This is a genomic window from Thermosipho japonicus (genome assembly GCF_014201655.1).
Taxonomy (GTDB): domain Bacteria; phylum Thermotogota; class Thermotogae; order Thermotogales; family Fervidobacteriaceae; genus Thermosipho; species Thermosipho japonicus.
Genome location: NZ_JACHEX010000003.1, coordinates 18,014 through 39,022 on the forward strand (window position 1 = coordinate 18,014; position 21,009 = coordinate 39,022).

Annotated in this window: 23 protein-coding genes and 9 tRNA genes; 15 read left to right on the plus strand and 17 right to left on the minus strand. The window is 33.4% G+C overall.

Annotation, left to right across the window (positions count from 1 at the left end; all coding sequences use genetic code 11):
• Positions 1-9: 9 nt before the first annotated feature.
• From HNP65_RS05850 to HNP65_RS05870, 5 genes are all read right to left on the minus strand, one after another.
• A complete protein-coding gene (locus HNP65_RS05850; RefSeq protein WP_184619371.1) occupies positions 10-369 on the minus strand; it encodes a DUF1667 domain-containing protein in 360 nt (119 codons plus the stop codon).
• Positions 362-1,588, minus strand: a complete 1,227-nt coding sequence (locus tag HNP65_RS05855; protein WP_184619372.1) for an NAD(P)/FAD-dependent oxidoreductase — start codon at positions 1,586-1,588, stop codon at positions 362-364. Before HNP65_RS05855 ends, HNP65_RS05850 begins: the two co-directional genes overlap by 8 nt.
• A complete protein-coding gene (locus HNP65_RS05860) occupies positions 1,585-3,021 on the minus strand; it encodes an NAD(P)/FAD-dependent oxidoreductase (RefSeq protein WP_184619373.1) in 1,437 nt (478 codons plus the stop codon). Before HNP65_RS05860 ends, HNP65_RS05855 begins: the two co-directional genes overlap by 4 nt.
• 129 nt (positions 3,022-3,150) lie before the next feature.
• Positions 3,151-4,638 carry a GGDEF domain-containing protein gene (locus HNP65_RS05865; RefSeq protein ID WP_184619374.1) on the minus strand — a complete coding sequence of 496 codons (1,488 nt, stop codon included), beginning with the start codon at positions 4,636-4,638 and terminating at the stop codon, positions 3,151-3,153.
• A 104-nt stretch (positions 4,639-4,742) separates the two neighbouring features.
• Positions 4,743-4,831, minus strand: a tRNA-Leu gene (locus HNP65_RS05870).
• Between the two features lie 156 nt (positions 4,832-4,987).
• On the opposite strand from HNP65_RS05870, the gene clpX reads away from it, so the two are divergent.
• Both clpX and tsaD read left to right on the plus strand, forming a co-directional pair.
• A complete protein-coding gene (gene clpX / locus HNP65_RS05875) occupies positions 4,988-6,211 on the plus strand; it encodes an ATP-dependent Clp protease ATP-binding subunit ClpX (RefSeq protein ID WP_184619375.1) in 1,224 nt (407 codons plus the stop codon).
• Entirely contained in the window at positions 6,212-7,204 is a 993-nt protein-coding gene (gene tsaD / locus HNP65_RS05880) for a tRNA (adenosine(37)-N6)-threonylcarbamoyltransferase complex transferase subunit TsaD (RefSeq protein ID WP_184619376.1), read from the plus strand. It begins immediately after the preceding gene.
• Here tsaD and HNP65_RS05885 read toward each other — a convergent pair.
• The 8 genes from HNP65_RS05885 to rodA all read right to left on the minus strand — a co-directional run bounded on the left by HNP65_RS05885 (position 7,194) and on the right by rodA (position 15,104).
• Complete coding sequence (locus HNP65_RS05885) at positions 7,194-8,114, minus strand: CBS domain-containing protein (protein ID WP_184619377.1); 921 nt, start codon at positions 8,112-8,114, stop codon at positions 7,194-7,196. The two genes, tsaD and HNP65_RS05885, sit on opposite strands and share 11 nt — an antisense overlap.
• A gap of 53 nt (positions 8,115-8,167) precedes the next feature.
• Positions 8,168-9,022 (minus strand): protease modulator HflC, encoded by an 855-nt coding sequence (gene hflC, locus HNP65_RS05890; RefSeq protein WP_184619378.1) that lies wholly within the window; start codon positions 9,020-9,022, stop codon positions 8,168-8,170.
• On the minus strand, positions 9,019-9,948 hold the full coding sequence (gene hflK / locus HNP65_RS05895; protein ID WP_184619379.1) for an FtsH protease activity modulator HflK: 930 nt from the start codon (positions 9,946-9,948) through the stop codon (positions 9,019-9,021). Before hflK ends, hflC begins: the two co-directional genes overlap by 4 nt.
• A gap of 63 nt (positions 9,949-10,011) precedes the next feature.
• Complete coding sequence (locus HNP65_RS05900; protein ID WP_184619380.1) at positions 10,012-10,518, minus strand: rubrerythrin family protein; 507 nt, start codon at positions 10,516-10,518, stop codon at positions 10,012-10,014.
• Positions 10,519-10,546: 28 nt separating this feature from the next.
• Positions 10,547-12,538: a glycine--tRNA ligase subunit beta gene (glyS, locus tag HNP65_RS05905; RefSeq protein ID WP_184619381.1), complete on the minus strand. Its 1,992-nt coding sequence runs from the start codon at positions 12,536-12,538 to the stop codon at positions 10,547-10,549.
• Positions 12,538-13,389, minus strand: coding sequence for a glycine--tRNA ligase subunit alpha (locus HNP65_RS05910; RefSeq protein ID WP_184619382.1), 852 nt, complete (start codon positions 13,387-13,389; stop codon positions 12,538-12,540). The genes glyS and HNP65_RS05910 overlap by 1 nt, the downstream gene beginning before the upstream one ends.
• A gap of 15 nt (positions 13,390-13,404) precedes the next feature.
• Positions 13,405-14,040 (minus strand): hypothetical protein, encoded by a 636-nt coding sequence (locus HNP65_RS05915; RefSeq protein WP_184619383.1) that lies wholly within the window; start codon positions 14,038-14,040, stop codon positions 13,405-13,407.
• Positions 14,037-15,104, minus strand: a complete 1,068-nt coding sequence (gene rodA / locus HNP65_RS05920; RefSeq protein ID WP_184619384.1) for a rod shape-determining protein RodA — start codon at positions 15,102-15,104, stop codon at positions 14,037-14,039. The genes HNP65_RS05915 and rodA overlap by 4 nt, the downstream gene beginning before the upstream one ends.
• Before the next feature lie 112 nt (positions 15,105-15,216).
• On the opposite strand from rodA, the gene HNP65_RS05925 reads away from it, so the two are divergent.
• The 13 genes from HNP65_RS05925 to rplA all read left to right on the plus strand — a co-directional run bounded on the left by HNP65_RS05925 (position 15,217) and on the right by rplA (position 19,448).
• Positions 15,217-15,293: transfer RNA gene (locus HNP65_RS05925), tRNA-Cys, on the plus strand.
• 9 nt (positions 15,294-15,302) lie between these two features.
• Positions 15,303-15,378, plus strand: a tRNA-Met gene (locus tag HNP65_RS05930).
• 88 nt (positions 15,379-15,466) lie between these two features.
• Complete coding sequence (gene rpsF / locus HNP65_RS05935; protein WP_126993616.1) at positions 15,467-15,826, plus strand: 30S ribosomal protein S6; 360 nt, start codon at positions 15,467-15,469, stop codon at positions 15,824-15,826.
• Positions 15,823-16,227, plus strand: a complete 405-nt coding sequence (locus tag HNP65_RS05940) for a single-stranded DNA-binding protein (RefSeq protein WP_184619385.1) — start codon at positions 15,823-15,825, stop codon at positions 16,225-16,227. Before rpsF ends, HNP65_RS05940 begins: the two co-directional genes overlap by 4 nt.
• A 25-nt stretch (positions 16,228-16,252) precedes the next feature.
• A complete protein-coding gene (gene rpsR, locus HNP65_RS05945; RefSeq protein WP_114702926.1) occupies positions 16,253-16,477 on the plus strand; it encodes a 30S ribosomal protein S18 in 225 nt (74 codons plus the stop codon).
• 39 nt (positions 16,478-16,516) lie between these two features.
• Positions 16,517-16,592, plus strand: a tRNA-Thr gene (locus tag HNP65_RS05950).
• A gap of 9 nt (positions 16,593-16,601) precedes the next feature.
• A tRNA-Tyr gene (locus HNP65_RS05955) sits at positions 16,602-16,688 on the plus strand.
• Between the two features lie 25 nt (positions 16,689-16,713).
• On the plus strand, positions 16,714-16,863 hold the full coding sequence (gene rpmG / locus HNP65_RS05960; RefSeq protein WP_004104464.1) for a 50S ribosomal protein L33: 150 nt from the start codon (positions 16,714-16,716) through the stop codon (positions 16,861-16,863).
• 6 nt (positions 16,864-16,869) lie between these two features.
• A tRNA-Trp gene (locus HNP65_RS05965) sits at positions 16,870-16,945 on the plus strand.
• 25 nt (positions 16,946-16,970) lie between these two features.
• Positions 16,971-17,159, plus strand: coding sequence for a preprotein translocase subunit SecE (gene secE / locus HNP65_RS05970; RefSeq protein ID WP_126993620.1), 189 nt, complete (start codon positions 16,971-16,973; stop codon positions 17,157-17,159).
• A 17-nt stretch (positions 17,160-17,176) separates the two neighbouring features.
• Positions 17,177-18,241: a transcription termination/antitermination NusG family protein gene (locus HNP65_RS05975; protein WP_184619386.1), complete on the plus strand. Its 1,065-nt coding sequence runs from the start codon at positions 17,177-17,179 to the stop codon at positions 18,239-18,241.
• Positions 18,242-18,298: 57 nt separating this feature from the next.
• A complete protein-coding gene (rplK, locus tag HNP65_RS05980) occupies positions 18,299-18,724 on the plus strand; it encodes a 50S ribosomal protein L11 (protein WP_184619387.1) in 426 nt (141 codons plus the stop codon).
• Between the two features lie 25 nt (positions 18,725-18,749).
• A complete protein-coding gene (gene rplA / locus HNP65_RS05985; RefSeq protein ID WP_126993626.1) occupies positions 18,750-19,448 on the plus strand; it encodes a 50S ribosomal protein L1 in 699 nt (232 codons plus the stop codon).
• A 161-nt stretch (positions 19,449-19,609) separates the two neighbouring features.
• On the opposite strand, the gene HNP65_RS05990 is transcribed toward rplA, so the two are convergent.
• From HNP65_RS05990 to HNP65_RS06005, 4 genes are all read right to left on the minus strand, one after another.
• Positions 19,610-19,684, minus strand: a tRNA-Gly gene (locus HNP65_RS05990).
• A gap of 12 nt (positions 19,685-19,696) precedes the next feature.
• A tRNA-Leu gene (locus HNP65_RS05995) sits at positions 19,697-19,783 on the minus strand.
• Positions 19,784-19,788: 5 nt separating this feature from the next.
• Positions 19,789-19,864: transfer RNA gene (locus HNP65_RS06000), tRNA-Lys, on the minus strand.
• Positions 19,865-19,946: 82 nt separating this feature from the next.
• The gene (locus tag HNP65_RS06005; protein WP_184619388.1) at positions 19,947-20,999 is read right to left on the minus strand and encodes a sensor domain-containing diguanylate cyclase; all 1,053 of its coding nucleotides are present in this window, start codon (positions 20,997-20,999) and stop codon (positions 19,947-19,949) included.
• Between the last annotated feature and the right edge of the window lie 10 nt (positions 21,000-21,009).

The following is a 21,009-nucleotide window of genomic DNA, read 5'->3' on the forward strand; positions in this document are numbered from 1 at the left end:
TTATTCTAATCATTTTTTAAGAACGGTTCTTGTAGCAATAAGGTTTGCACCGGTATTTAAAAGATCCTTTACTATTATATCACCCCTTTTAATAGGTGCTTGAACTTTTAAGCCTTTTATATACGAAATAGCCTCTTCTAACATTTTCTTAGGAATAGGTCTATCAGTCCTTGTTGAAACAAGATCCATAACACCATTTTCTACCTTCACACTTATTGTAAGCATCCTTTGAGGATTTGTTACCTCATTTTTTGCATATTCAAATCCTCTTGGGCATCTATTCCCTTCTACCTTTATATCATCACCTTCCACATAAACAGTAAGCTCACAACCAATAGGACATGATATACAAGTTAGTTTTTTAGTCAAGATTGCTCACCTCCACGGTGATTTTACTATCAAAGCCCTCAAAATTTTTTACAACCAAGTCTATCATCTCACTCGGTCTAATCCTCCAATTGAATTTTCTAATTATTTTATCTGAAAATTTTAAGACAGATTTTTCCAAGCTTTTTGTAGGCCTTATATACATCTTAAATGGTTGTGTTCCAGTAAACTTTTGAGGAAGCATTACTCCAACATTTTTACCTCTTACAAACTCGTATTTTACTTCCGGCAGTTTCTCACCTAATGCATATCTTGCTGCATGCATTCCAGCAATCTTTCCTTCGTCGTATACAAAATCAACCAAATCATGTATTGCAACGTTATTACCTGCCGCAAAAATCCATTCAACACTTGTTCTCATATAATCATCTACAACTGGTCCTCTATTTATTGGATCCATTTCAACAAAGTTTTCAATTAATTCATTTTGTGGAATTAGGCCAACAGATGTTACTAACGTATCAACTTTAATAACCTTTTCAGTTCCAGCAATTGGTTTTCTATTTTCATCTACTTTTGCAATAACCACCTCAGATAGTCTTTCTTTTCCATGGATTTCAATTACTGTATGGCTTAGCCACAACGGTATATTAAAGTCTTCAAGACATTGTACAACGTTTCTAATAAGGCCACCTGGCTCAGGCATTATTTCTACAACACCCACAACATCCATGCCCTCTATCTTTAACCTTCTTGCCATAATAAGGCCAATGTCTCCAGAACCAACTATTAAAACCTTTTTACCTGGAAGCCTGTTGTATATATTTACCATCTTTTGTGCAACTCCCGCTGTATAAATACCAGCAACTCTGGAACCTGGTATTCTAAGGGAATTCAAAGGTCTCTCTCTTGCTCCTGTACTCATAACAAGAGCTTTTGGTTCAAATACAATTATCCCATCTTCTGAAAGGGTAATTACTTCTCTTGTGTCAGGTTTAATCTCTAAAACTGTAAAATTAGACCTTATTACATCCTCTTTTAATTCTTCCCAGAGTCGTTCCATAAATTCAGGTCCAGTAAGTTCCTCTTTAAATACATGAAGCCCAAAACCATTGTGAATACATTGGTTTAAAACGCCACCAGTACTTCTATCTCTTTCTAGCAAAACTGTCTTTGCACCACTTTCGGTTGCAGAAATTGCTGCAGCAAGCCCTGCTGCACCTCCACCTACTATCAAAACATCTACTTTTTCCCTTCTCATGCTCTCACCTTGCCATCCATGATCCAAGAATTTTTTGAATTAAGCTTAACTTCTTCCATTGGTATATTTAGCTCCCTAGAGATTATCTCCACAATCTTCAAACTACAAAAACCTCCTTGGCACCTTCCAAAAGATGCTCTTGTTCTAAATTTTACTCCATCAAGTGTTCTAGCACCCCTTCTTATAGCTTCAACAATTTCAGCTTCTGAGACATTATTACAGAAACAAACCGTTCTTCCATATTTTGGATCCTTCTTCACAAGTTCTTCCCACTCTTTTAAACTTACATCCCTTATATTAGTAATTCTCTTTCTATAAGGATTGAAATCTTTCTTTTTTGAAAGGTTAATTTTTAGCTGATCCTGCAAAATATCTTCTACCACATATTTTGCAAAAGAAGGTGCTGCAGTAAGACCTGGTGATCTTATCCCTGCTACATTAACAAATCCCCAAACTTTTGTAGCAGATATTATAAAATCTTTTTCTTTGGTTTCTGGTCTAAGGCCAGCAAATGTTTTTACTGTATATGAAAGTTCCACTTTTGGAATAAGTCTTTTTGATTTTTCATATACCTCTTGCAATCCTTCAGGTGTCGTACCAAGATCGTACTTCATACTCTTTGGAAGGTCTTTCGCATTTGGACCTAACAGTATTCCACCATCTACTGTTGGAACAACAAGTATCCCTTTTGATTTTTTCGTTGGTGTAGGAAATACAACCGTATTCACAAGTCCTTTCAATTTTTTATCAAGTAGTATATATTCACCTTTTCGCGGAAAAATTTCAAAATCACCAACACCAGCCATCTTAGCTATTTCATCTGCAAAAAGACCAGCTGCGTTAATAACAACATCTGCTTCATATTCCCCTTTGTTGGTTATAACTTTTGACACCTTTTGATTCTTTGTTTGAATATCTAAAACCTCTTCTTCAAGGTGCAAAATTGCACCATTTTCAACAGCGTTTTCAATAGCTGCTATTGCAACCTCCCAAGGTTCAGTAATTCCTGCACTTTTACAATAAAGTGCCGCAATTGCTTCGTCGCTTATATTCGGTTCAACCTTTTTCAATTCACTCTTTTCAAGAATTTCTAGATCATCAACTCCGTTTTTTTTGCCACGCTCTTTCAACTCTTTTAAATAATTTATATCTTCTTCTTTAAAAGCAACAACAAGAGATCCAACTCTTTCAAAGTCAAAGTCAAGCTCTTTAGAAAGTTCATCATAAAGACGGTTACCTTTTGCAGCAAATTTTGCCCTAACACTTTGAGGTGGATCATCATATCCACCATGAACTATTGCAGAATTTGCTTTTGTCACACCCCAACCAATATCTGGGGCTTTTTCCAAAACATGAACTTCACAGTCATATTTTGAAAGTTCTCGCGCTACAAGACTACCCGAAATCCCCGCACCAATAACAAAAACTTTCATACCAACACCTCCAAACAAAAAAGCCATATGCCAGGTCTTTCTGGCATATGGCTTCTCCATCATCTCTTAAGCCTGCGCTTTATTTACTTTCACAAAGTATTATATCACAAACATGAAAAATTTTTTAAATTACTTATTTTTGTTTCTGGATTTCATATCATAGAGTAGTTTATCTGCCAATCTATAAGATTCTGAAAAATTGCTAAATTTAACTATGCCGTATGAAAAATCAAGATTAATAATCTTTATTAAAAGTTTTCTAAGTCTTTCAACAAAACTTTCAGGATCATCTAAATTAACAATTAAAGCAAACTCATCTCCACCAAGCCTTATAAATAGATCTTCTTCTCTAATGTTTTCTCTGATTAATTTTGAAAATTCAACAAGAACTTTATCACCTTTATCATGCCCAAATTTATCATTTAATTTTTTAAAATCATTAAGATCAATCAGAACAAAGAAGCCTTCAATATTTGAATTATCTAGCTTTTCCAGAATGTTTCTGTTATAAGCTTTTGTCAATGGATCTATATATCTTGAATTGGAAATTTCGTTTGTTTCAACAAGCACCTTCTCAAACTCATCAGTTAACATTAAAATAACTGAAATTGATAAGAAAGCTGATCCATAACCTGTCAAAAACTCTTGGAAATGGTAAGATCTTACGTACAAAAAATAAAGAATAATATGAATATAGGAAAATACTATAAAAAATGTAGCAAAATATAATTTGTCTATTTTTAAATACAAAACATCAAAAATCACATAAAACAGAACAACAAGCATTAACATATTTGAAACTGTCGAAAACTTAGCATAATCATTTAAATTAAATGAAAAGATCGGAAAAATGGAAGCAAAAATCACATACCAAATAAGCCATTTTGTTCTAAATCTTTTTAATTTATATTTTTCAAGAGCAGCTATATAAAATAGCGAAGAAAAATATGCAGAAATCAAAAATATCTTTTTAAAAATCAAAAAGGTAATTTCATTAAAATGAAAAGTTCTAACTTGATAATCAAATAACGCTATAGCTGTTAAAATTAAAAACAAGCCAAATAGATCGTAAGAATGACTTATCTGTTTTGCTTTTAACAAATAACCTAAAAAGAAAGATATTATCCCTGCAACAAAAGAAATTCCAATTGAAATGATGTAAAAATCATGCCTTAGAAAATTTTGAAAGTTTTGATATCTCAAAGCATTTATTCTATCTGTCAAAAAGGGAAATCTTGGCAGTCCTGCATCGTATAAACCAAAAATTTCAATTTTTAATATATTTTTATTTGAGCTTAAATTTTTTAGCGGAACAACATACGCATAACTCCAAATATTACCTGTCTTTGTTCCATAAGAATATATTTCTTCTCCATTAAGATATACTCTAAACAAATTGCCAATAACTTTTGGAATAACAAGGGTATCAAAATTAGTATCACCAAACTCAGTAACATAAACACACGTACTAGGCTTATCAAGCAAAATTTGATCTGGAACCTTTTGATTCCAGTTATTTAAAACATATTTATCTTTTACAAAATTACCATTAATCAATATACCTAACACTACAAACGTAAAAAGTGCAATAATAAGGTTCTTAACAATCTTTTTCATATCCCCACACCAGTGAACATTTTCTAAATTTTAAAAGTCAAAACAAACGAAAACAATGCCACGTTCAAATAAAAGTTTGGGAGCCTACATCGGCTCCCATTTTTTGGTGCCGAGGGCGGGACTCGAACCCGCATGGGGCGTCAACCCCAGTTGATTTTGAGTCAACCGCGTCTCCCAATTCCGCCACCTCGGCATAGACTAATATCACGTTAAATATTTTAACATATAAATCTAGTATGTCAATAACCAGAAGGTTAATTACTGTGAAAAAAAGACTAAACATAATAGAAACAATTCAGTTTTATTAATATGATAAAATTAGAATGAATTAATTTAAGGAGGCAAAAGGATGGCTCAAAAGTTTTGTTCATTCTGTGGAAGATCGGCTGATAAAGTAGAAAAACTTATCGCCGGACCCGGAAATGTATATATATGTAACGATTGTGTTGATATCTTTCATGATATTCTAAGTGAAGAAAAAAGAAATTTTTCTCCAAAAAAAGACAAGAAAAATCTTCCAAAACCGTCTCAAATAAAGGCAGAACTAGATAAGTATGTGATCGGGCAGGAAAGAGTTAAAAAAATCCTGTCAGTTGCCGTTTATAACCACTACAAACGTGTATTTTCTGATATTGATTTTGACGATGTTGAAATCGAAAAATCAAATGTTATACTAATAGGACCAACCGGCAGTGGTAAAACTCTTCTTGCAAGAACACTTGCAAAAATCTTGGATGTTCCGTTTGCAATTGCAGATGCAACCCCACTTACTGAGGCCGGCTATGTTGGAGAAGACGTAGAAAATGTTATACTAAGGCTTCTCGAAGTTACAAACTTTGATATAGAACGCGCACAATACGGTATCATATATATCGATGAAATCGACAAAATTGCAAGGAAATCACCAAATCCATCTATTACAAGAGATGTTTCAGGAGAAGGAGTTCAACAAGCACTATTGAAAATAGTTGAAGGAACTATTGCAAATGTTCCACCACAAGGTGGAAGAAAACATCCGTATCAAGAATTCTTAAAAGTTGATACATCAAACATTCTATTTATCGTTGGAGGAGCATTTGATGGAATTGAAGAAATAATAAAAAGAAGAATTCAAAGCAGTGCCCTTGGTTTTAATGCCCCTGTAAAAAGTAAAAAGGACATGAGGCTGGGGGAAATTCTTTCTCACGTAACTCCTGAGGATTTAGTACAATACGGCCTCATCCCAGAATTTGTTGGAAGATTTCCTGTAATTGGAGCATTGGAAGATTTAACAGAAGATGATATGGTAAGAATATTGACTGAACCTAAAAATGCAATTTTAAAACAATACAAAAAATTATTCCTTCTTGATAACGTAGAACTTGAAGTAACTGAAGAAGCATTACGTGCAATCTCAAGAAAAGCTTTAGAGAGAGGAACTGGCGCAAGGGCACTAAAAAGCGTTTTTGAGGAAGTTATGATCGACGTAATGTTTGAGCTTCCTGATTTAAATAACATCGAAAAGGTTATCGTCACTGAAGAATGTGTAACTAACAAAGAAAAACCACAGCTTGTAATGAAGGAGTCAGCATAGATGATAGTTTTAGGTATAGAAACCTCTTGTGATGAAACATCAGTTGCAATTCTCAGCGATGGAAAAATTTTAAGTAACGTAGTTTCTTCACAAATAGATATTCACAAAAAATTTGGTGGTGTCGTGCCAGAAATTGCGGCAAGACACCACCTTTCTAATCTTCCAATAGTATTTAAAAAAGCTATAGATATGGCGAATATATCCCTTGATCAAATTGATTTGATCTCTGTAACATATGGCCCTGGCTTAATTGGAGCACTGCTTGTTGGAATATCCTTTGCAAAGGGGCTTTCTTTAAGATTAGGCAAACCATTAATTGGTGTAAATCACATCGTGGGACATGTATTTGCAAACTACATAACATATCCACATCTTAAACCTCCGTACATTGTTTTAATGGTATCAGGAGGCCATACTGAAATTTTATTAGTTAAAGAAGACGATAAAATAGAAGTACTGGGAAAAACTGTCGATGATGCTGCAGGAGAAGCATTTGATAAAGTGGCTAGAATACTTGGGCTTGGGTATCCTGGTGGTCCAGAAATCGATAAATTATCCAAAAATGGTGATGAAAATAAATTTAATTTCCCAAGGCCAATGTTGGATTCTAAAAACTATAACTTTAGTTTTTCTGGATTAAAAACTGCTGTGTTATACACCGTACAAAAATTTGATAATGACAACGTCCCAAAAGAAGATATTGCCGCATCTTTTCAAAAAGCTGTCGTTGATATACTTTTAAAGAAAACATTCAAAGCTGCAAAAAATTCAAATGTAAATACCATAGTACTTGCAGGCGGTGTTGCTGCAAATTCGTATCTTAGAAAAAAAGCTCAGGAACTCTCTGAAAAGCAAAACATAAAAGTTTTAATCCCACCTCTTGAATTTTGTACAGACAATGCAGCAATGATAGCCATGGCAGGATACAAATTATATAAAAAAGGTATTTCTTCAGATTTAACACTAGAAGCTGTGCCGAATCTTAAGATTTAAAAAATACCATTTCGACTATAACACCTTTATCTTTCTCAGAAAGTATAACCAATTTGTCAGAGTATCTTTTCATATTTGGAAGCCCCATTCCTGCTCCAAAACCTAATTCTCTAACATGATCCGGTGCTGTAGAAAAACCTTCCTTCATGGCAAGATCAAGGTTTTCTATACCTTTTCCCTTATCCTCAATCCTTACCACAATACTATCATCTTTTAAAAAACAATATATTTCTCCATCACTTCCACTATGAATTACTACATTTGCTTCAGCCTCATAAACACTAATAGCAATTTTTCTAACGAGTTTTTCATCTACACCTTTAGAAAGTAAAAACTTCTTCAAGCTTGCAGCACCTATTCCTATCTGATTTATATCATAATAATTTATCTTAAAATAAAAATCGCTCTCTTCTTTTTTTAAGTCCATTCCCAAAATTAGAGATTTTTCTGAATTTTGAAGCGCCCTTTCGCGTCTTTCATCATGAAGGTACATTATCCCTAGTTTCATTGCAACACTCTTTAATATATCATTTTTTGTAACTATTCCTACCAATCTGTGCTCATCATCTACCACCGGAAATCTTCCATATCCATACTTTTCAAATAGTTCCATTACATCCCTAAGAGTATCGTTAACATTTACAACCACAACGTTTTTTGTCATTTTTTCTTCTACAAGTGCATTTAAACTATTTGCTTCAAGACATTTTATTATATCTTCAATACTTATTATTCCAACAACTCTCTTTTTGTAATTAACAACTGGCACACCGGAAATTCTTTTGAGTCTTAGAATTTCCTTGACCTGTGCAATAGTTCTGTTTGGCAATACATAAATAACATCACTATTCATAAATTCTGAAACTCTCATATCCGAAAATATATGTTTTACTTTGTCAAATAAATCCATTTATATCAAACTCCTTTTAGTTAAACTCCTTAGGGGAAACTCCCCCTAAGGAATTATTTTACCTCAAAAATATACTTAAATATCTCTAGATCTTTTCCAAAAATCACCGTTCCATTGTTTAGTATTGTATCATATGCACTTAAACTTCTCCAAAGTTCAAAAAATTCTGGGTTAGTCTGATATGCAAGTGCATAAATTCTAGTAGCGCTTGCCTCCCCATCTCCTCTAATTTTTTCTGCTTGACTTTGCGCCTGTGCCAATATAACGGTAACATTTTTATCAGCTTCAGCCCTTATTTTTTGTGCTTCTTTTTGACCTTCTGCTCTGATTTGTGCTGCTATACTATATCTTTCCGCTTTCATTCTCTCATATACTGCACTTACATTCTCAGATGGTAAATCTGCATGTTTTACCCTAACATCTACTATTTCTATTCCAAAGTTTTCAAGATCAGCTCTTGAAAGAGTTGTTACCTCTTTCAAAAAACTTTCTCTTTTGTCTGATATAATCTCATCAAAAGAGTGTTTTGCAAAGACATTTCTGATATTCGAGTATACTATATCATCTATCCTTGATTCAGCAAGACCAATTGTTTTCATTGTCTCAATAAATTTCTTTGCATCGACTATTTTCCATAGAGCATATGTATCAACTATCAATGTCTTTTTATCTAACGTGATAATTTTTTCCGGCTCGATATCATATAGAAGTATTCTTTTTTCAAACTTTACAACGTTATCTACAAACGGAGTTCTAAAATGTATGCCTGGCGTTGAATATGTATTTACTATCTGTCCAAACCTTAAGACTACAGCCTGTTGAGTTTGATCAACAACAAACATTGAAAGTGTTAAAAATATAATAGCGATTAGTAAAATTACTGATATCGTTATTATTTTGGCTTTCATTTTGTATCACCACCAATCAAATCGTTAACATTCAAGAGTTTTATTGTACCACTATCATCAAGAACAAAAATATTTTTTGTACTTGAAAATACCGATTGTAATTTCTCAAGAATCAATCTTTTTTTGGTTATTTCAGGTGCTATTTCATATTCTTTTAAAACGCTTAAAAATCTCTGTGTTTCACCTTGGGCTTCAAGTATCTTCTTTTGAGCATAAGCTTCGGCTTCTCTCAAAATCTTTTCCGCTTGACCTTGGGCTTTTGGAATAACATCGTTTGCATACTTTGTCGCCTCATTTATAAACCTTTCCTTATCTTGCTTTGCATTGTTTACATCATCAAATGCAGCAACAACCTGATCAGGTGGTGCAACCTCTTGCAAATATACCTTGTTAATTAGTATACCCGAATCGTAGCTATCTAATATCTCCTGAACTTTCTCTGCAGTCTCAAGAGCTATTTTATCCCTCTCAACAGTTAAAACATCGTCAATAGTTCTTACTGCAATTCTTTCCCTTAAAACAGACTCTGTTGTAAACCTTACTAGCTCTTTTCCATTTATAACATTAAACGCAAATTTTACAGGATCCTTTATTCTATACTGAACTGCTGCTTCAACACTAATGATATTTCCATCGCCTGTTAACATTAGCGCTTCTTCATTTACAGTTCTGTATGAAATTTTTCCATAGCTTTCAATAGTTCTAAAACCTATCTCTTCCTTTCTAATAGTCTCAACATCTACTATTACGTGAGACTGGAATGGATAGGGAAGATGAAAATGCATACCAGGACCTGTCGAATGTGTATATTTTCCAAAAGTTTTAATAAGTGCAACTTCAGATGGGCCAACTTGATAAATACCTGTTGACAAATAAATTAAAATGATAATTACTAGAACAAGCCAACCAATTAATTTCTTCCACATCAAACCACCTCCAAATAAATAAATGGGGGATCTATTTCCCCCATTTATCTTAAAACTTAATAATTAAAATTCAACAAATTTATCTTTTGGGGCACCACATACAGGACATTTTTCTGGTGCTTCATCTTCTACTGTATATCCACAAACTGGACAGATATAAATTTTTTCTGCTGGATAATCCTCACCTTTTTCAACTAATTCTTTTGCTTTTTTGTACATATCCGCATGTATTTTTTCTGCCTCCAATGCAAAGTGCGTACTTCTAACGGCATCTTTTTCATCTTGAAATTCTGCAGCATTTTTATAGACTGGATACATTTCTTCAATTTCAAAAGTTTCTCCATCAATACAACTTTGAACATTATCCTTCATATCATCAGAAAGTTTTTTCAAAACTTTAAAATGATTCTTTGCATGAACATACTCTGCATATGCAATTGCTTTAAAAAGCTTTGAAAGTTTTATAAGCCCCTTTTTTTCTGCCTCTTCTGCAAATATTAAATATTTCATATGCGCCATAGATTCTCCAGCAAAAGCTGCTTCTAAAAATTGTTTTGTCATTTCACGCATATTTTTCACCTCCCCATTTGTTATTATATCATTTTTTCTCTATTAGATTCAAATCTCCAAGTTTTAAAAAGAGTTTGTCCAAATTCTTTAAAAATGCAAGTCTATTCATTCTAATATCATCTTGCTTTGTCATAACAAAAACATTATCGAAGTAATTATCTATATATGGTCTTAATTCAATCAAGTACTTTAATGCTATATCAATGTTTAGATTATCTATTGCCTCAAGTATCTTTGGCTTTTGCTCTATGTACTTATTAAATAACTCTTTTTCTGCATCATCTAGGAACTTGGTACTATCAAATTCATATGAATCAAATTTGCTAGAAATGTTATGGACACGTTCAAATCCAGTTAGAAGGTGTTGAAATTCTTCTTGATCTACAATGTTAATCAATGACTCTGCTACAAGTCTTCCATATAATGGTTTTTTCCAAAATCTTTTTACCGCTCTTGCTATATCGTACCTTGTATTTTGATTAAATAACTCATACCTTGTTTCAAAAAATTCAACAAGTTCATTTGGAATATCTTTTGACAACAAACTTGCAGTAAATTTTGAAAGATTTTCAAGGTCAATATTGAGACTATATTTGACTATAATCTCAAATATGGTATCGGTTTTTTTCCTAAGTCCAAATGGATCTTTTGAACCAGTTGGAATATTTCCTACTAAAAAGTTTCCAACAATAGTATCAATTCTATCTGCTATTGCAACAACTGCACCTGTTAAACTTTCTGGAACATCTTTATAGTGCTCTTCGATTCCAATTGCAACTTTATAATCTTCTCCATCTTTTAGTGCATATATTCTTCCCATCGTCCCTTGAAGCTCAGGAAATTCATACACAACATTTGATGCAATATCTGCCTTACAAAGATGTGCTATTCTTAAAATCCTTACCTTATCTGAATATCCAACACTTAAATCATCACACAACTTTTCTGAAATTTTTTCAATTCTTTCAACTTTATCCATTAAAGTTCCAAGATCCTTCTGGAAAATTATATCCTTTAAAGATTCGTTAAATTTCTCCAATGGTATTTTCAAATCTTTTTCATAGTAATACCTTGCATCTTCCAATCTTGCATTTACAACTTTCTCGTAACCTTTCTTTATAACATCTATATCACCAGTTGGTGAGTCAATAAATGAAAGAAATTTATTGGTTATCTTTTCACCTTCATATACTGTAAATGATCTTTGGTGATGTTTAATAGTTGTTGTAATTAATTCCTCAGGCAATTTTAAATACTCTTTAGAAAAACTTCCCTCAACTACTTGAGGATATTCACAAAGTGTTACTACTTCATCTATTAAATCTTCATCTTTTAAAACACTGTAATTTGAAAGAATATCTTCTACCACTTTTTTTCTCTCATCATGCAGAGCAATAACATTTGTATCTTTGAGCTTTTTAAAATAATCATCTATTCCAGATGTCTCTATAGATTCGTCTTTAACAAATCTATGACCAAACGTCTTGTTATCAGCCTTTAAATCAAAAATTTCAAAATCCAAAACTTTTCCGTTATATAACGACAAAATCCAGTGAGGGATTCTAACAAAAGAATAAGTTCCATTACCCCATCTCATCGGTTTTCTAAAACTTAATTTTGAAATAATACTTGGAATATTTTCTTTCAAAATAACGTCTGAACTTTTTCCTTCTATCTTTTTTTCTATATATACATAGTTATCTTTTATTACAACATCTTCCAATGAAGCCCCATTTGATTTTAAAAAGCCTTCAAGCGCTCTTGTAGGCTGCTTGTTTTCATCATATGCAATATTTACAGAAGGCCCCCTCTTTTGAACAATTTTATCACCTTGTTTTTCATCGAGATCTTTTATATAAAATCCAAATCGTCTTGGAGCATAAAAAACTTTCAACGCACCATATGATAAGCCTTCATCATCCAAAAGTTTTGAAATCTTTTCATTCAATTGAACCAATATGTTCTCAACTTCTGTGGTTGGGAGTTCTTCAACACCTATTTCAAAGATGTATTCTGCCATTAATTTTCACCTTCCTCAAATTCTAAAAATCTTTTTGCACATTGCATAGCCATACTTCTTATATCTCTTATATAATTCTGTCTCTGTGCAACACTAATTGCATTCCTTGCATCAAGAAGGTTAAAGGTGTGAGAACACTTGATTAATTGCTCATATGCTGGAAGAAATAGATTATTCTCTATTAATCTATTAAACTCTTCCCTGTATAATTCGTATAATTTAAATAACTTTTCAACATCGGCCATTTCAAAGTTATATACTGAAAATTGTTTTTCGTTTTCTAAAAAGAGCTCTCCATATTTCACATCCTTATTCCACATAACATCATAAACATTATCTACGCCTTGAAGATACATGGCTATTCTCTCTAAACCGTATGTAATTTCAAGCGGTATCTTTTTCAAAGATATGCCTCCAACCTGTTGAAAATAAGTAAATTGCGTAATTTCCATTCCATCGAGCCACACTTCCCAACCAACACCCCACGCACCAAGTGTAGGTGATTCCCAGTTATCTTCAACAAATCTTATATCATGCTCTCTAGGATTAATTCCCAATGCTTCTAGTGATTTTAAATAAAGTTCCTGAGAATTTTCAGGGTTTGGTTTTATAATTACCTGATACTGTAAAAATCTTTGCATTCTATTTGGATTTTCCCCATACCTTCCATCTGTTGGCCTTCTACTTGGTTGAACAAATGCAACTTTCCAATCTCTGTTTCTTAAGACTCCAAAAAAGGTTGATGTATGGAATGTTCCTGCACCCATTTCCATATCATATGGCAGGTCTATAAAACAGCCATTTTGAGCCCAAAACTCATCTAATTTTTTTATCACATCTTGCAAATACACCGCATATCTCCTCCTTTATCTTCCAGGAACATATAAACTAAATGTTTTCATCAAATTATTCACCTTCATATCTTCTATATGAACAATTTTTGTTGGGTGAAATGATGAACCTACACCATAAAATAAAAGATATACCTTACCAGCCTTTCCTACAACAATATCAGCATCCGGGGAAACTATTATATCGTAATCCGTCATAATCTTTGGACTTTTAAAGTAATAGAATTTATACTTTGAAAGTCCGGGATAAATTTCTCTTGAAAAATACGTCTTTTTGTCATCTTTAACCGTAACCCAGCTAGGTTCATTGCCAACTACAAATACCATGAAATATCCAGTTCCTGGCTCATCTTCAATATTATTTAAAATGTATTCTAGATCAGCTCCAAAATTTTTTAAATAATTAACCGAAAGTATGTATTTATCCAAAACTGAATTTGGACCAAATTTACTTTCAAGATCCTTTAACTTGGCTTCGTATCCATTTAATTTGCTCTCAACAAATTTTTTCAGAGCATTATAATCATCTAAAATTTTTCTATACCTGAAAAAATTACCAAAAGCAAAAAAGACTGTGACTATAAAGAGTATTACTAACCCAAATACTAAAACATAAGGCCAAATACGCTCCCGTCTTCTTTTGTGAATCATAAAATCACCTTCCTTGATTTATCGACAAGTGCTAAAGACTTTAAAAGAAAACCAATCATAATCCCAAATATAAATGTCGATGTTCCACCATAGCTTAAAAATGGAAGTGGAATTCCAGTTACTGGCATTATACCTATATTCATTCCAATATTTTCAAAAACATGAAATGTAAATGCTGATATAATACCTACAGAGACAAGTCTCCAAAAATTATCTTTAAAATCTTTCATCTTACTAAATACTCTAATTATAATAACTAGATATGCTGCAAGAACAAGTATACTTCCTAAAAATCCAAATTGCTCACCAATTGCTGAAAAAATAAAATCTGTTTCCATTTTTGGAACATAATTACCATTTACAGCCGGAGAAATTAAATACCCTCTCCCAAGAAGTCCGCCAGAACCAACTGCATTTTTCGACATTATAACATTGTAGGCAGCTCCTTGTGCGTATTTTTCTGGGTTTAAAAACGATAATATTCTTGCTCGCTGATAGTCTTTCAAAAAGAAAAAGTATATTATCGGAATAGCACCTACTCCACTTCCAACTATGAGTAGAATATACTTAAACGATATTCCTGAAAACAAAAGCATTGTAAACCATACAAAGATATGTAACACTGACATTCCTAAATCGGGTTCCCTTAATATCAAAAATACTGGAACTACCAAAACAAAGATAGAGAAAAAAAACGATCTTAAATCTTTTTTTACAAAGATAATTGATAACATAAGTATTAACGATAATTTTGAAAGTTCTGAAGGTTGAAAAGAAAGTCCAAAAAATCTAAACCATCTTACAGAACCATATACCCTAGTTCCAAAAATCAACACAGCGGCCAGTAAAACTACAGAAATTATATATAAAGGTATCACTAATTTTTTAATCAAATTTTCTTTAAGAAAATAAACAAAAATTGCTGCACCTATTGCCAGCAAGTCCCAGAAAAATTGTTTAACAACCAAATATTTAGATACACTATATAAATTCAAAAGTCCAAAAACAATTAAAAAAATAACCGAAATTAAAATTATAAAATCAAATTTTTTGTTCTCTTTCATTTTATTCACCAAAGAAATTATATCATAAATTATAAAATGTATATATTTAACATTCTTTTAATAAAAGACTTATTGACAGAAAAAATATATTATGTTAAAATCTGACATGCGAGGCGACGTGGCCAAGCGGTCAAAGGCGGGGGTCTGCAAAATCCCTATTCGTGGGTTCAAATCCCACCGTCGCCTCCAAAGCAAAGTGGGCTCGTAGCTCAGTTGGCAGAGCGTCCGGCTCATAACCGGATGGTCGGGGGTTCGATTCCTCCCGAGCCCACCAGAAGGGAGCAATTGCTCCCTTTTATTCTGAAAAACCCGTTCCACCTAAAAAAAGGTGGGACCAGAAGACCGAGGGAGGAGGTGCAAGGATGAGAATATACGAAACAATGTTTATCATCAAACCAGATATTGCAGAAGAAGAAAGAGAAAAGCTTGCAAACGGTGTTGTAGAATTTTTGAAGGAAAAGTTAAACGCACAAATTGACAATGTAGACAGATGGGGAATAAGAAAAACAGCATATCCACTTAAGAAATACAACGAAGCAGATTATACAGTGGTATACTTCAGAGCAGACGGAGAAAAACTTAATGAGCTTGAGATGTATTTCAAAGTCAGACCAGAATTTTTAAGATGGCAGACATTCAGAAGATTCGACCTAGAAAAGAAAGAAAGAAAAGCAGCAAAAAAAGAGGAGACGGTTGAAAATACCGAGAAGGTGGAAGAGTGAACTATAATAAGGTCGTCCTGGTTGGGCGACTGACGAGAGATCCAGAAGTCAAGCAAACAATAAACGGAACAATAGTTGCAACATTTACAATAGCAGTAAACAGAAGTAACAAGAGGGGCAATGATGAAGTAGATTTTATAAGGATAGTTACATTTAGCAGATTAGCGGAATTTGTTCAAAATTACTTGACCAAAGGTAGACTAGTCCTCGTTGAAGGAAAACTAAGAATAAATAGATGGCAGACAAGCGACGGACAAAATAGGACTACACCTGAAATTTGGGCGGATCAAGTTACGTTTATGGACAAAAAAGATGATGTTCCAATAGTACCGGAAGCTGAGAATGAAATCGAATATGACGAGTTGTTTGATAACAATGATAATGATGAACCACCGTTTTGATCTTTGAAAAAAGGAGGTAATATAAATGAGATATAGAAGAAAGAGGAAACCAAAAGTATGTAAGTTGTGCCAATCAAAGGTAGAATATGTTGACTACAAAGATGTCAAGCTTCTAAGAGAATTTTTAACAGAAAAAGAAAAGATAATCCCAAGAAGAATTACCGGAAATTGTGCAAAGCACCAAAGAATGGTTAAAATAGCAATTAAGAGAGCAAGGCAAATGGCACTTTTACCCTATGTAAAGTATTGACAGGTTCTTTGATATAAGGTATAATAGAAACCGCAGCGAGCCAGCGTAGCTCAATTGGCAGAGCGATTGATTTGTAATCAATAGGTTGAGGGTTCGAGTCCCTCCGCTGGCTCCAAGTATAGGTGGTGAGGTGCCCGAGTGGCCAAAGGGGGCGGACTGTAAATCCGCTGGCAGAATGCCTTCGAAGGTTCGAATCCTTCCCTCACCACCAGATTTTTTTAATAGGAGGGAAGACGATGAGAATACAAGTTGCTTTGAAATGCTCCGAATGTGGAAATAAAAATTACTATACGACTCGCGAAAAAAACAAGAAGGAAAAATTAGAACTTAGAAAATATTGTCCAAAATGTAATAAACACACGAAACATGTAGAAACTAAAGCATAAAAACACAGGGGCGTAGCTCAACTGGCAGAGCACCGGTCTCCAAAATCGGGTGTTGCGGGTTCAAGTCCTGCCGCCCCTGCCAAATTTTTTTATGGGGGAGATGCCAGATGGAAAAATTAAGAAAATTTTTTAGAGAAGTAAAGACTGAAATTAAAAAGACGCATTGGCCAAATAAAAAAGAGCTTTGGGGAGCAACTGGTGTTGTTCTTGTTATTTTGTTGGTTACCGGAGTTTACTTCTTTACTCTTGACTTGATCTTCTCAGGCGCATTGAGTGCTCTATTTAAGCTTTTTTAATTTTTGAGGTGGTATAAATGAAAAAAAGATGGTATATTTTACAAACATTGGCGGGGTATGAAGCTACCGCCAAGGAGAATTTGGAAGCAAAAATAAAAGCTCAAGGACTTGAGCACGTTATTTCTAGGGTACTCTTACCCGAAGAAGTTGTTATTGATGCCTCTTCAAAATCATCTGAAAGACACATCGTCTCTTTAAATGCTAAAATTCTCGTATCAAATGGTACTTTAGTTAAAAAAGGTGATGTTTTAGCTGAAGAGCCAGCTATAAGGGTAAGAAGAGATGGCATTGTAACTGATGTAAGAAATGCCAAAAAGGTTGTTATAGAAACAGAAGATAAGAAATTTACAAAAACATATGTTATTCCTCAGAAAAACAAACCAATTACGGGACTTAAAATTGGTGGACATGTAAAGCAAGGAATGCCACTTTCTAGTGATGAAGAAATTATTTGTGAAATAGATGGAAAAATTATTCAAACCGAAAATATGAAAAGAATTGTTGTAAGAAATTCTATTAGTGAAATAGATGTATATGTTGTTCCAAATGAAACTTTTGTCTCTACAATTAAGAAAGGAACGCAGGTAAAAACTGGTCAGATATTAGCTGAGCCAAAAAAGGTTACCGCAAAAAGTTCTGGGAGAATTGAAATTATAGATTTTCCAACAAAAAAAGAAATAAAGGTTCAAAAAGTAAAGGTTAGAAAGCTTTTCCCTGGTTATCTCTTTGTTGAAATGATCATGAATGACGAGTTTTGGCATTTTGTTAGAACCGTTCCTGGAATTATAGATTTTGTTTCTTCTGGTGGTAGACCAATTCCAATTGATGATAAAGAAGCAAAAGTTCTACTAAGACTTGCTGGCGCTGAAGAAAGTCCACAGGTAGAAAAAGAAAAAGAAATAAAGATTGAGTTCGATTTTGAAGTTGGAGATTCTGTAAAAATTGTTTCAGGTCCATTTGAAGGTTTTGTTGGAAGTGTCAAAGAAATTAATCCGGAGCATAACGAATTGAAAGTTTCTGTTACCATTTTTGGTAGAGAAACGCCAGTCACTGTTCATACCAGTGAAGTTGAAAAAGTTTGATATATTTGTTACCAAGTGGGAGGGTTAACCCTATAACCACAAGAAGGAGGTTGTATTATGGCAAAAAAGGTAGTTGCACAAGTAAGATTGCAACTTGAAGCAGGAAAAGCTACTCCTGCGCCACCAGTTGGTCCTGCATTAGGTCAACGTGGTGTAAATTTAATGGAATTCTGTAAGAAGTTTAACGCAGCAACTGCTGATAAAGCAGGTATGATAATTCCAGTAATTATTACAGTATACGAAGACAGATCATTTACATTTATTACAAAAACACCACCAGCATCATTCTTGTTGAAAAAAGCTGCAAAAGTAAACTCTGGTTCTCAAGAACCAAAGAGAAAAATGGTAGGAAAAGTAACAAGAGATCAAATTAAAGAAATTGCAGAAATCAAGATGAAAGATTTAAACGCAAATGATATTGAAGCGGCCATGAAGATAATTGAAGGAACCGCAAAAAGTATGGGAATTGAGGTTGTAGACTAATAAATTTTAGGAAGGAGGAGGCAAAATGCCGAAGCACTCCAAAAGGTATAATGAGGTAAGAAAACTTGTAGACAGAAGTAAAGACTATGACTTAAACGAGGCAATCGATCTTGCTAAAAAAGTTGCAACAGCTAAATTTGATGAAACAGTTGAGCTCCACATAAAAACAAACATCGATTACAGAAAATCCGACCAACAAATTAGAAGTACTATTTCATTGCCACATGGTACTGGTAAAGAAGTTAAGGTTTTGGTATTTGCAACTGGTGAAAAGGCTGAAGAAGCAAAAGCAGCAGGTGCTGATTATGTTGGTGCAGAAGATTTAGTTGAAAAGATACAAAAAGAAAACTTCTTGGATTTTGACGTTGCAATAGCAACACCAGATATGATGAGAGTAATAGGTAAACTAGGTAAAATTCTTGGTCCAAGAGGCTTAATGCCAAACCCAAAAGCTGGTACAGTTACAAACGACGTTGCTTCAGCAGTAAAAGAATTCAAAAAAGGTAGAATGGAAGTTAGAACCGATAAAACAGGAAACTTACATATTCCAGTTGGTAAAGCATCCTTTGACAACGAAAAGTTAAAAGAAAATATAAAGTCAGCATACGAACAAATATTGAATTTAAAACCAGCAGGAGTTAAAGGTAACTTTATAAAGAAAGTTGTTCTTTCAACAACAATGGGACCTGGTATAAAAGTTGATCCTGCAACATTAACACAATAAAATTTAAAAATCTCCCTTTCAAATGAAAGGGAGATTTTTTGCTTATATCTACTAAAAATAAATGTTTTAGTATTTATATAACTTTTAATTATTCAATAAAAAAATGCTCCATTCCATGGAGCATCTTTCATATAATTTTGATTTAACTTTCACTTTCATTTTGGAGCGGGCGACGGGATTTGAACCCGCGACCTCCTGCTTGGCAAGCAGGCGCTCTACCACTGAGCTACACCCGCATACTTCCTTCTTGGTGCGAGAGGTGGGACTTGAACCCACACGGGCGCGAGCCCACTGGATTCTAAGTCCAGCGCGTCTGCCAATTCCGCCACTCTCGCCCCTCTGGTGACCCGGGCGGGATTCGAACCCGCGGCCCCCTGATTAAAAGTCAGGTGCTCTACCTGCTGAGCTACCAGGTCAACCGTCACAAGCCGATTAAAATAATACCATATACTTTATGTTCTGTCAAGTTTCTACAAAACTACAAAAGTAAATTATTCTTTAATTTTTGTTTTTATCTTTGTACATCCTTTCATCTGCTATTCTAATAGCATATTCAAGCCCTTTATCTAACATACAATAGCCAATTGATATTCCAACCTTTACATCTTTATCTTGAATATGAATATTTCTTGATACATGGCGTTTAATTCTTTGTATCAATTTTTCAAGACCTTCTTTAGTTGAATTTATTAAAATGATAAACTCATCCCCACCGTACCTTATTATTAGATCGTCACCTTTTACTGTATTTTTTATTCTCCTTGAAATTATTCTTAATACTTCATCCCCAACAAGATGACCAAAATTATCATTTACTTCTTTAAACTTATCCAAATCTAAAAAGATTAAATAGCTATACTTACTGACATCTACATAATCTAAAACTCTTCTGTTGTATAAACCTGTTAGTAAATCAATGTTTTCTTCCTCTAATCTCTCCTTAACCTTTAAAAAATTCAAAATTGGTTTTGATAATTCTTCAGTGATCATATCAAAAAGCATTCTGTCAACTTTTTTAGGCCTTTTTTTTCTATACCAATCAACATTTAAAATTGCATAGACTTCTCCGTTATAAATTAATGGAATACCACACCACGAAATTGTGTCTATTCCTTTAACTTCTTTCCAATACGGCATTTTCAAAATATTGGAAATGAAATAATAACGCTTTTCGGAAATAATTTGATTAAGGTTGTATGGTGTATTATTTTGAAAATACTCCCCTAAACTCTCAAGTGGCTTATCATCAAAGTTATAAGTCCATACAATAAATCTCCATTTCTTTCCTTTCGGAGTTAAAAGAAGCGACCAAGCTTGAGCCTCTAATACATCGGCTATATAATCAAATATTTCTCTTAAAGTATTTAAGTTATCCTTTTTATCATCATATTTATTAAAAATTTTATACACTCTATACAAAAAATTTTTTTCAAAAATCTTTCGACATGAAAAATCAAAACAACCAACTTTCTTTATCAATCTTAAAACTCGCCAAGAATAAAGAAATAGAATTAGCAATAAAAATGCTAATATAACTAAAAAATATATCATTTTTTTACTC